This is a genomic window from Flavobacterium cucumis (genome assembly GCF_900148835.1).
GTDB classification, from domain to species: Bacteria; Bacteroidota; Bacteroidia; order Flavobacteriales; family Flavobacteriaceae; genus Flavobacterium; species Flavobacterium cucumis.
This window is the reverse complement of the sequence record NZ_FRYK01000006.1, coordinates 1-12,207: the sequence shown is the minus strand read 5'-3', so window position 1 is coordinate 12,207 and position 12,207 is coordinate 1. Positions and strand designations below refer to the sequence as shown.

The following is a 12,207-nucleotide window of genomic DNA, read 5'->3' as shown; positions in this document are numbered from 1 at the left end:
AGTTTTATTTTTTATATTTTTTAAAAATAATACAACCATTTATATCGCCGAATCCAAAACTTGCTTTGGCAACTATATTTAATTCTTTTTGAACCATCATTTGCGGAATGCTCTCCTCTGAAATAATAGTTTTTATTGCTTCATTCAAATCTTCACAATTGATATTGGGAAAGATAAAACCATTATAAATTTGAAGTACTGTTGCCACAGATTCAACACTTCCTGAACCTGATAAACAATGGCCAACCATTGATTTCAGTGAATTTATTTGTGGAAAATCTGCTCCTCTTCTATTTAAAGCCTCACTCCAATTTTTAATTTCTAATGCATCTTTTGAAGTTGCGGTTAAGTGACCGTTTATAGCATCGATTTCATTCGGATTTACCATCGCATCTTGCAAAGCATCAGTTATACATTTTTGAACAGCAACAGAATTAGGAGCTGTCATTGTTCCCTCACCTCGTTGTCCGCCAGAATTTATATTTCCCCCTAAAATTTCAGCATATATTCGCGCTCCACGAGCTAAAGCAGTTTCCAATTCTTCAATTACTAATGCTCCTGCTCCACTACTTGGTACAAATCCAGAAGCGTTTGTACTCATTGGTCTTGAGCCTTTTTCAGGTTGCTCATTATATTTAAAAGTACAAACTTTCATGGCATCAAATCCGCCCCAAATGTAGGGGCCTGAATCACTTGTGCTACCAACCAACATTCGTTTGGCCTTTCCTTGTTGAATGCGCTCAAATCCCATCAAAATACTTTCAACTCCAGTTGTACATGCAGAAGAATTTGTACTTACTTGATTTCCTAAACCTAATTTTCCTCCTAAATATGCCGAAATTCCACTGTTCATAGTTTGTGATACGACTGTGCTCCCTAGTTTTCGAGTTTCAAAAGCATCTATTTTATAAATCGATGTTCTAAATATTTCAATTCCTGAAGTTCCAGCTCCGAAAATCGTTCCAGATTCCCAATCTGGATTTTCACTGTTGTTTTCAATAGTTAAACCAGCGTCTTTCCAGGCATCTAAACCAGCAATTACCCCATATAAAATACCTGTAGCGTTAAAATTTCTCAATTCTAGTTCGGTAAAATACTGCCTTTTGAGTTCATCAGAAATTTCTGGTGTTCCCGAAATCTGACAAGAAAACTTTAATCGTTCTAATTCAGCATCAAATCTAATCCCAGAAATTCCACTTTTAATCGCATTTGTAAACGCGTCTAGCCCTACTCCATTTGGAGCAACAATTCCTAAACCTGTTATAACGACTCTTTTTTTCAAACTTTATTTATATCTTTATAAACTCCAATTTTTTTAAGTTTAATGCCTTCTAAACAATCATTCCTGCTAAAGTTCCGGAACAAACTTCTTCCCTTTTCTCGTTTAGCATTTTTACGTTACACTTCAGTTTTCCAAATCGGAAATATACTTTTTCAGAAATAACGGTTACTTTTTCATTTGGAAATACAGGTTTTAAAAACTCGACTTCTGAGGAGGTAAATCCTATGTTTTGAATCTCTTTTCCCTCGTTTAAATAAATTCCTAAACAAACCAATCCTATTTGTGCCATTGTTTCCGTCAAAATAACACCAGGTGTTATAGGATTATTCTTAAAATGTCCTTTATAAAAATCTAAATTTGAATCAAAAGTAAAAGTTCCCTCTACACCATTCTCATTGATGACTATAAGATCATCAACAAACAAAAAAGGTTTAGCATAAGGCAATTTTGTTATGATTTCTTCTTTTGTCATTTTACCATTCTAATAAAACTCTTTGAGCTGTAAATCCTGGGCCAAAACTTAACATTACTCCTTTATCTCCCTTTTTTGGTTCATGCTCCATTATTCGTTCTAAAACGTATAAAACTGTAGCACTAGACATATTTCCATACAAACGAAGTACTTCTTTTGTATCATTAATATTTTTACCCAAACCGGAAAATAATCCTTCGATTAAGGTAACGATTTTTTTTCCACCAGGATGAAATATTAAATGATCAATATCGTTGATATTTAAGTGATTCCGTTCTAAAAATGGATGAATTATAGATGGAAAATGTGCTTCAATAGTATCTGGAACTTCAATGTCAAGTACCATTTTTAATCCTTTGTTTGTAAGTTCAAACCCCATCATGTGTTCCTTATCATAAAAATGATACATTGATTCATCTAATACCGTCGCGCCCTGATCATTTTCACAAGAAGAAAGCAAAACACAAGCTGCTCCATCACCAAAAATAGCCGCACTAACAATATTAGCCATAGAAAAATCATCGATTTGAAATGTAGCTGTTGGACTCTCAACAGTAATTACTACAGCTCTTTTATTTGGGTTAGATTTTAGAAAATTTTTTGCATAAATAATCCCAGAAACACCACCAACACAGCCCATTTCAGTGACAGGTAAGCGAACAATATCTTGACGTAAATGCAATTTATTAATCAAATAGGCATCTAAAGACGGGATCATTATTCCAGTGCAACTTACCGTAATAATATAATCGATGGTCTCTGGTTCCCAATTCGCTTTATTCAATGCTTTTTTTAATACTTTTTCCCCTAAAACAATCATTTCTCGAGCATAAATTGCATTGCGTTCTTCAAACGATAGCATCGAGAATACATCTTTTGGATCCATTATCGAATAGCGTTTGTCTACATTAGCACCTTCAAATATTTTTTTTACTTTCCTAACAAATCGCTCATCTTGATTAACCAACCAAGTATCTAAAAACGGAATAATATCTTTAGTCTCTCGAGAAAAATCGGGTAATTGGGTAGCAACATTTATTATTTTAACTGACATAAATATAGGTTTCAGATATTCGAATTTTAAGCATTTAGATTTTTTTAATGACCCACTGGTAACGAAATGCCCATTTCCAGTGAATGGTATAATTTTTAAATTGATTTTTTTTTGAAAAATCTATTAATTCTTGTTTTTTAAAACCTCGTAAAATAGAAATTAGGCCATCTTCTCTAGACATTCTGTTTAATCGAAATAAAAAACAAATCAATTGAAACGCTCGGTAGGCAATTATACTTCGATGCAGATCATTGATAACAATTCCTATTCTTGCTCTTTTATAAAATAATTGTAACAAATAGTTTATTTGATCATTTTTAAAATGATGTAACGTTAAAGTACACAATATAATATCATACTGTAATTGCATAAATGATTCACTAAAAATATCTTCACACTTATAGGTAATATTGGAATACGTTTCGGATAATTTGGCAGCATAATTAATAGTAAAGTCATTAGCATCGATCCCGATAAGATTGAATTTGTAATTGTTTTTAAGGCCAAAATCAGCTAAAGTTCGTAACATATCACCATTGCCACACCCTACGTCCACAATTGTAATTTCATCTTGTGTTGGAATTAATTTTTTAACCCCTTGTAAAGTTAACTGATTTCCACCAAGTAACTGATTTATTGAAGCAATTTTATCCAAAGCATCTCGAAGCTCTTCCCCCTGTAGACTGAAATCGTCCATGATTTCTGTTTCTTCCGTTCGATATTTAGTATTGATTTTGGTCGTCATGGGATACTTAAATTACAGAGGTCTTCCGTGTGTTTTTTTAATAATTATAGGTAATATGAAAGGAAAAACAATTAGTACATTCAGGGTTACTTGAGTTATATACGGATTTAATAATAGTTTGGATAAAAATTTTCCAAATTGAAGTCTTCTTTTGAACATTTTATCCCAAATTTCAACGTAACGGGTCTCCATATCAGGTCTAGTAATTTTATTTTGAAGAAAGTCTGAAACCAAATCACAGGCTATCTTCGCACTGTGAATTGCCATTGCCATCCCGTTTCCGCACAAAGGATGAATGAGCCCTGCCGAATCGCCTAACATGATAATATGGTTTTCAATTTTTGATTTATCTTCAAAAGATATTTGACTGATGGTTATAGGTTTATCGAAAACAAGGGTTGCTTCTTTCAATATTTTTTTAATTTTTTTATTTTGATAAAGTACGTTTTCTTGAAAATCAGTAATGTTTTTATATTTTTTAAACGATTCAAATTGAACCAAATAGCAAATATTAATGGTGTTATTTTCAACTTTTGAAATACCACAATAACCTCCATAGAAATTATGCAATCCAACTAAATCATTTGGAAAATTACCTTTATAATGTGCTTTTACCCCCAGCCAAGGTGATTTTTGTTGCATAAATCCACGCTTTAATTCCTTGTCTAGATTAGATCTTTTTCCAAAAGCACCTAATACTACTTTAGACTGAAAAACTTCATTAGATTGCGTTACAATAGAAAAATTATTTTCTGAAAATGCAACAGCCGTTACGGTATCAAAAACAATCGTTCCTCCCCTTTCGATTACTTTTTCTGCTAAATAAGCATCTAATTTGTAACGACTGATTCCAAACCCTCCCAAGGGTAATTTTGCTTCTATAATTTTACCTGAGTGTGTAGATAACTCCGTTTTATTTATTTGCGTGGGTTGGAGTGATTCTATTTGTAAACCTAATTTTTCCAAATAAGGTAAAACTTCATTAGATATGAATTCACCACAAACTTTATGTTTTGGATATTCATTTTTTTCAAAAACAACAACCTTAAAATTTCTGTTCAGTAAATCTATTGCAGCTGTTAAGCCAGCCAATCCACCGCCAATAATTGAAATTTCATTCGTTGTATTCATTTCACTAAATTAGGGATTTTAAAGTAAAAAAACACGAAAAGTTCGGAATTAACACCTGTTTAATAAAAAAAACTGCTCCATTACTGAAGCAGTTTTTAATAGGATTAAGGTGTCGAATTATTTTGGATCTAAAATAGCATTGATTCTAGCCAAACAATCTTCTAAATGATATCTATTTTCCGTTGTTGTCTGTAGTCCTTTTTTAATTTGTATAAGCGATTTAAGCGAAGTCAATTCGCCACGAACCAAAGCTCTTACATCCGATTGTGATACATTATAACTTTCTGATGAAGCATTGTTTCTAAATTCTTCTTTCATTAAAAATTCCATTCGTTCTAAATAAGCTCTTTGTAGATTTCTTCTGTAAACGGTTAGGTTTTGATTGGTATTTAATTCACTCCAAATCCCTACTCTTAATTCTTGTAAAAACACAACGGGTTTATAGCTATTTGGATCAATAACAGTCGCATTTTGAAGTCTGCCTAACGTTTCTAAACTCAAAATTTTATTCAAAACACGAACTTGTAATCCTCTAAATTTCTCCAGATATCCCGTATGAGCCGTATTCTTTAAAATAGATGTGTTAACGAGCCAAGTTGGGCTACTGAAGGCATTCTCTTGCAACCATTTTAGCGCTTCTTGTTGTTTTGCTTTGGGAACATTGTTGTAAACAGTACCCGATTGATTTGGTTTTTTATAGGTTTCATAAACCCCACCAATATTTGTAGCTACGTGACCTACATAACGGTTCCAAGTTCCCAACAATTCATCATACAACTCTTCTAAGTCTTCATAATTATTTGTTTTGGTACTGGTCCAATTTTCTAAATTTTCAGCTACAATTTTCAAGTTTTTTAAAGCATAGGTACTGGCTTTCATCGCATCATTTCCAATATCTTCGGTTTGTGAACTTGGATCAAAGCTACTGCCTTGACTTCCAAATTTATACGTAATATCGTTTGCTTTTTCTTCAATCCATTGATCTAAAACTTTAACTTCACTTTCAGGTGTTGTTGCATTAGGAATTTTTCGATACCCCCAGTTAACAGCATAATAATCATAAGGTCCCATTTGACGAATGAAACGAACATCTTTATCCCCTGGTTGCGCTATGTAATTGTAACGGGCATAATCCATTATACTCGCTGAAATTCCCATTTTTTTAGTAAAAGCTGGCTTTCTGTAATTTTCTACATCATAAGCACAACTGGCTCCCATATTATGAGGAAATCCCAATGCGTGTCCAATCTCATGGGCAATAACCATTTGCATCATTTCGCCCATATCTTCTTCTGAAGTAGCTAACGTTCTTGCTTTTTCATTCGCAGCGCCAGTTTCCAATAAATAACGATTTCTATAAGAACGCAAATGATTGTGGTACCAAATAATATCACTCTCTATAATTTCGCCAGTTCTTGGATCTGAAACACTTGGTCCTACGGCATTTCGAGTGGTGCTTGCTACATAACGAATGACAGAATAACGAATATCTTCGGGACTAAAATCAGGATCTTCTTCTTTTGTTGGTGCTTCTTTGCAAATAATCGCGTTTTTAAAACCTGCAGCTTCAAAAGGTTTTTGCCATTCTTCAACACCTGCTTTGATGTATTTTTTTAATTTTTCAGGTGTTGCAGGATCTAAATAATAAACAATGGGTTTAATAGGTTCTACTAATTCCCCACGATTATAAGCAGCTTCATCTTTTGGCTCCAAACGCCATCTTCTGATGTATGTTTTTCTATCGGATTTTAAAGCTTCACTAGAATAATCATACTGATTAACGGTAAACCATCCTACACGATTATCAAAAAGCCTAGGTTGCATCGGAACTTCGGGCAATAAAATCATGGATTGATTCATTTGTAAACTAATGGTTTCTGTATGCTGTAACATAGAAGGATTGGAAGCCACATAAGTAAAATCTTGAACGACTTCTATATTTTGTGGAAATGATTTTACAGAAGTAATGAAACTTCTCGAATCGTCTAAACTCCTTACTTTGTATGTTTCGCGCATTTGCGTTGATAACCCACTTAATGCTTTTACATCACTAGAATAAAATTTCGTGACATCAATTACAACTGCTGAAGAATCTTTTGCAAAGGCAACAATATCAAAAGCATATAAAGTTGGCTCGTAATTATTTGCCTTTACCGAAATATTGATAGGCAAACTATCGTTTGCAACAGAGGCAAATGATTTAACTTTAATTAAAACTTTATCTTGAAACTTCTCCCAAACAATCAGTTGCTCATGAGCCGATGAACCTGCATTTACATAACCGCCACCAAGTCCTGAAGGAAGTTTAGAAATTCTACTTACCAACAACATTTCTTTATTTAAAAGCGAATTTGGAATTTCAAAATAGTATTTATTTTCTACTTTGTGACTTTTAAATAAGCCATCATCTGAAATGGCTTGCTTGGTAATTACTTGATGGTAATCTTTAATTTTTGTCTCTTTCTTTTTTTCATTTTGCGCTTTAAGCAATTGCTCTTTTTCAGCCAATTCTTTTAGCTTTCTTTTAGATTGTGAATGCGTGGTGTTTACTTGAAAAAACAGCGCCACAAGTAATAGGAATGTTATTTTTTTCATATTTAATTTTTTTCAAACCAAATATAGTAAATAAAAAAAAACTGCTCCATTGCTGAAGCAGTTTTTAACCAATAAAACTAAAATCTAAAGCTTACCATTTTTTATTTCTTCCACTATTTCAGGATTCAATAAAGTGGAAATATCTCCAAAATTAGAGAAGTCTCCTTCAGCAATCTTTCTTAAAATTCTACGCATAATCTTACCAGAACGTGTCTTTGGTAAACCACTAACAAACTGTATTTTATCTAATTTAGCAATAGGCCCAATTTGGTCCGAAATCAACTGATTGATCTCATTGGCTAAGTTGGTTCGATCTCTACTCTCACCAGACTCCTTCAAAATAATAAAACCATACAAAGCATTTCCTTTGATGTCATGAGGGAATCCTACTATAGCACTTTCTGCTACTGCTGGATGTTCGTTGATAGCATCTTCAATTGGTGCCGTACCTAAATTATGACCTGAAACAATGATTACATCATCTACTCTACCGGTAATTCTATAATACCCCACTTCATCTCTCAAAGCCCCATCTCCAGTGAAATATTTACCAGGGAAGGCTGAAAAGTAGGTTTCTTTGTAACGTTGATGATCACCCCAAATAGTTCTTGCCATTGCAGGCCAAGGAAATTTAATACACAACGCACCCGTAACTTGATTGCCTTCAATTTCATTACGCAATTCATCCATTAAAACCGGTTGTATTCCGGGTAAAGGTAATGAGGCATAGGTTGGTTTTGTTGGCGTTACAAATGGAATTGGTGAAATCATAATTCCCCCTGTTTCAGTTTGCCACCAGGTATCAACCAAGGGACAACGCTTCCCTCCTACATGATCGTTGTACCAATGCCAAGCTTCTTCGTTGATCGGTTCTCCTACCGAACCAATTACTTTCAAGGTGTCCAATTGGAATCGTTGAACATAATCGATACTTTCTTTCGCTAACGCCCTAATAGCTGTAGGTGCGGTATAAAATTGATTTACTTGATGCTTCTCAATGACTTCCCAAAAACGACTAAAGTCTGGATACGAAGGAACGCCTTCAAAAATTACAGTTGTTGCTCCATTCAATAATGGACCATATAAAATATAGGAATGCCCCGTAATCCAACCAATGTCTGCTGTACACCAATACACATCATTTTCTTCATAATTGAAAACGTTTTTAAAAGTATATGCCGTATAGACCATATAACCCGCCGTTGTATGCAGCATTCCTTTTGGTTTTCCGGTCGAACCAGAAGTATATAAAATAAACAAAGGATCTTCTGCATCCATAATCGTTGCTACATGATTTCCTAAGGCTTCATCTAACAAAGGCTGTAACCATAAATCACGACCTTCTTTCATATTTACAGGTTCATTGGTGCGTTTCACCACTAAAACCTTTTCAACATAAGGAGATTTTTCCAAAGCTTCATCAATAATTCCTTTTAAATCAATAGTTTTATTACCACGATACCCTCCATCAGAAGTAATGACCATCTTACACTCAGAATCATTAATTCGAGCAGTTACAGCAGAAGCCGAAAATCCAGCAAATACAACCGAATGAATTGCACCAATTCGAGCACAAGCCAAAACAGCAACCGCTAATTCTGGAATCATAGGCAAGTAAATACACACCCTATCCCCTTTTTTAATGCCTTGCTCTTGTAAAACATTCGCCATTTTAGCCACACGAACGTATAATTCGTTATACGTGATGTGTTGGGCTTCCTCTTTAGGATCATTAGGCTCAAAAATAATAGCCGTTTTATCCCCTCTTTTAGCTAAATGTCTATCAATACAGTTTTTAGTGATATTTACTTTCGCATTCAAAAACCATTTGAATTGTGCTTCCTGCATATCAAATTCAAAAACTTTGTCCCATTTTTGATACCAAGTAAAGTTTTCATCAGCGATACGATCCCAAAACTTTCTAGGTTCACGTACCGATTTTTTATACATTTTAAAGTAATTCTCTAAATCTTTTATTTTATAATAACTCATTTTATAGCTTTATTTTATAATTGATAATGTAAATATAACCAATCTTTTTTAAGAATTTTATAATTTCTTGCAAAATAGATATAGCTATAAATTTAAAACTAAATCCAAAGTCAAATTACAATCCAAAACCATTTTTTAGTCGCAGTCTCGGTTTTTAGTCTCAGTAAAAAGCCTAGTGTACTTCGTGCCTGCTTCGTGCTCCTAGTGGCTAAAATCAGAAAATCAGAACATCCAGCTGTGTAATCTCGAAAGTTTTGGGATTGTGGAGCTTGGAGGATTCAATAGGAGTTTCATTGTTCGTGTTTCGCACGCAACGAAACTCTAGCTATTATAGAACGTTTTTATTTATTTACTATTTTTTGAGACCTTTCAGGAATTATTACCTTTTCGTTTAGGTCTAATATTTCATTATTCAATTTTTGGTCTTTTTCAATCTTGAATGTAAAGAACCAAGATTCTCCTTTATCAAATGAAACCAAAGCTATTCCCGCATTAATAATTACTATTTTTTTTTCATCTTCCATTTCTAAAGAAAAAGGAATTGAACATTGTAGTTGTCCGTTATGATTTAATATTTCTGAGTTTTCACCAAATGTAATGTTTGTAATTTTAGCATTTATAGACTCAATATTTTTATTCAGTTCTGTTAATAAATAAACAAAATCTTCTTTTGTTTTTAGGTATTCTATTAGTTTTGGGCTTGCATAATCTGAAAGTTTTGAAAAGTCTTTTGTCAAGAATAATTTTCGATATTCTAAAGTAGACATTTCAATTTTTTTTGAAAAATTTTGAGCACTAATTTGAAATGTGATGAATAAAATAAATATCAAATATTTCATTATATCTTTCGGTTTTTTAAATGTTGTACAACGTCAGACTATGAAAAAACCTCACAATCCTATTAACAAATATAGCTAAATACTTGTAAGAAAAACACAAATTTTGTTTATTTAATCATGCAACACATCCAAGGAATTTCCCGCCATCAACTACAAATGAGTAGTTTAGAAGACAAGATTACAGCTGATAATCTTGGCGATAGCCAAAATTCAAGTTCCTATAAAAACTAATTTTATGGGTAAGGGTATTAATGCCTAAAAGTGAAGGAAAACACACTAAAAAACCAATGAATAAACTTCATAAAAAAAGAGGAAACTACATCCTCTTCTAAATCTTTATCAAATCATATCGAAATCCCCATAGTGGATAGACAGTAATCGGTTCCGTTCAACAGGAGTTTCATTGTTGGCTTTGCACGCAACGAAACTCTAGCTATTAGCTGTTGTGTTTATTAATCCTCAATTCTTCGTATTTCTAAAATGTTAGACTTTTCATTTAAAATTACCATTAAAGAAATTGGCACAAAACCAGTTTTCTTTTCGAACGTTTCTCTAATAATTTCATTTTCAAAACGATAATTTGCAATTAATTTATCACTTTCAATATTGTTATTTGCATTCAATAAAAAATTATAGTTATCGTGAACAAAAAAGTCTTGACTATTTCTTATTTCATTAATAATTCTATTTCTGTCATTTTTAGAAATTTCTAATTTTGTGAATTGATAATATTCAGGCAAACCAGTGATTTTATTTCCAATAATTTTAAAATTATCATTTAGAGTAATTTCAGCAATTTTTAAATCTTCAATTGCGTCAGATTTAAAATAAAAATGAGATTCAAATGTCAAAAACAGAATTGGCGTAATAACTATTGATGCTAAAATAGAACCTATAATTATTCCAAGTTTTTTCTTCTGTAATTTTTTTAAAAAGATGAATATAAGATATGATAATATTAATAATATTACTGCAAAAATCATCATAACAAATACACCATAACCCATTTTTGATTTCTTTATTTGTTTTTAATACGCACGTTTTCAGAACATAACAGCTAACGTCAGACTGTGAAAAAACCTCACCATCCTATTAACAAATATAGCTAAATACTTGTAAGAAAAACACAAATTTTGTATATTTAATCATGCAACATATCCAAGGAATTTCTCGCCATCAACTCCAAATGAGTAGTTTAGAAGATAAGATTACATATGATAATCTTAGCAATAACCAAAATTCAAGTACCTATAAAACTAATTGTACGGGTAAGGGTATTAATGCCTAAAAGTGAAGGAAAACACACTAAAAAACCAATGAATACACTTCAAATAAAAAGAGGAAACTACATCCTCTTCTAAATCTTTATCAAATCATATCGAAATCCCCTTAGTGGATAGACAGTAATCAGTTCCGTTCAACAGGAGTTTCATTGTTCGTGCTTCGCACGCAACGAAACTCTAGCTATTATACCACGTTTTTCTTTATTTCTCTTTCGTATTCCGTGTCAAAACCAAGATAACTTATATCACTAAACTTTATAATTTCTATCTCATTCCATTTAGAATCTTCGTCAACTAAATGTAATTCTACTGAATCGCTTTTTACTGATAAAATTTTCCCAACGAAAAAATCATCTTCTTCACCGTAAATAAATATTGCTACAAATTCAGAAATTAGACTTTTTAGTGAACTTTCTAAATCTGTAAAATTTTTCAAATCAATATTGGTTATCAATCTCTCTGAATTATCATTTTTTAATTCTGCATAATCTTCTTCTTCCCAAGTTCTATATTTTTCAACGTCACTATTTTTTACAATAGTAAATCCGTCAAATTCTCCATCTTCTTCATCAAAATTAAGAAGCATGACTATTTCAGAGTTAGCTACTAAACATTTTCCGGTATAAACATCATCGACATTAGGTGCTAGGTCGATATCGATTATTAATTTTTGTTCTGCTAGTTCTTCCATTTGCAGTTTTCGTTTTTAAAATGTGGTATAACGTCAGACTGTGAAAAAACCTCACAATCCTATTAACAAATATAGCTAAATAGTTGTAAGAAAAACACAATTTTTGTATTTTTAATCATGCAA

General features: G+C 32.4%; 11 protein-coding genes. 1 reads left to right on the top strand and 10 read right to left on the bottom strand.

Going from position 1 to position 12,207, the window contains the following annotated elements; translation table 11 throughout:
• Positions 1-4: 4 nt before the first annotated feature.
• From BUE95_RS12235 to BUE95_RS12195, 9 genes are all read right to left on the bottom strand, one after another.
• Positions 5-1,282, bottom strand: a complete 1,278-nt coding sequence (locus BUE95_RS12235; protein WP_073584939.1) for a beta-ketoacyl-[acyl-carrier-protein] synthase family protein — start codon at positions 1,280-1,282, stop codon at positions 5-7.
• A 49-nt stretch (positions 1,283-1,331) separates the two neighbouring features.
• Positions 1,332-1,754 (bottom strand): 3-hydroxyacyl-ACP dehydratase FabZ family protein, encoded by a 423-nt coding sequence (locus tag BUE95_RS12230; protein WP_073584937.1) that lies wholly within the window; start codon positions 1,752-1,754, stop codon positions 1,332-1,334.
• A 1-nt stretch (position 1,755) separates the two neighbouring features.
• Positions 1,756-2,808, bottom strand: coding sequence for a type III polyketide synthase (locus BUE95_RS12225; protein WP_073584935.1), 1,053 nt, complete (start codon positions 2,806-2,808; stop codon positions 1,756-1,758).
• A 34-nt stretch (positions 2,809-2,842) separates the two neighbouring features.
• Positions 2,843-3,553 carry a methyltransferase domain-containing protein gene (locus BUE95_RS12220; RefSeq protein WP_234977655.1) on the bottom strand — a complete coding sequence of 237 codons (711 nt, stop codon included), beginning with the start codon at positions 3,551-3,553 and terminating at the stop codon, positions 2,843-2,845.
• Positions 3,554-3,565: 12 nt separating this feature from the next.
• Entirely contained in the window at positions 3,566-4,684 is a 1,119-nt protein-coding gene (locus tag BUE95_RS12215) for an NAD(P)/FAD-dependent oxidoreductase (RefSeq protein ID WP_073584933.1), read from the bottom strand.
• 117 nt (positions 4,685-4,801) lie between these two features.
• Complete coding sequence (locus tag BUE95_RS12210; protein ID WP_073584931.1) at positions 4,802-7,279, bottom strand: zinc-dependent metalloprotease; 2,478 nt, start codon at positions 7,277-7,279, stop codon at positions 4,802-4,804.
• A gap of 84 nt (positions 7,280-7,363) precedes the next feature.
• Complete coding sequence (gene acs, locus BUE95_RS12205) at positions 7,364-9,271, bottom strand: acetate--CoA ligase (RefSeq protein WP_073584929.1); 1,908 nt, start codon at positions 9,269-9,271, stop codon at positions 7,364-7,366.
• A 341-nt stretch (positions 9,272-9,612) separates the two neighbouring features.
• Positions 9,613-10,038, bottom strand: coding sequence for a hypothetical protein (locus BUE95_RS12200; protein ID WP_143165301.1), 426 nt, complete (start codon positions 10,036-10,038; stop codon positions 9,613-9,615).
• Between the two features lie 524 nt (positions 10,039-10,562).
• Entirely contained in the window at positions 10,563-11,117 is a 555-nt protein-coding gene (locus tag BUE95_RS12195) for a hypothetical protein (protein WP_143165300.1), read from the bottom strand.
• Positions 11,118-11,257: 140 nt separating this feature from the next.
• On the opposite strand from BUE95_RS12195, the gene BUE95_RS13695 reads away from it, so the two are divergent.
• Positions 11,258-11,398, top strand: coding sequence for a hypothetical protein (locus BUE95_RS13695; protein ID WP_159433520.1), 141 nt, complete (start codon positions 11,258-11,260; stop codon positions 11,396-11,398).
• Positions 11,399-11,577: 179 nt separating this feature from the next.
• Here the strand turns inward: BUE95_RS13695 and BUE95_RS12190 are convergent, their stop codons facing one another.
• Positions 11,578-12,084, bottom strand: coding sequence for a hypothetical protein (locus BUE95_RS12190; protein WP_073584923.1), 507 nt, complete (start codon positions 12,082-12,084; stop codon positions 11,578-11,580).
• Positions 12,085-12,207: the final 123 nt, after the last annotated feature.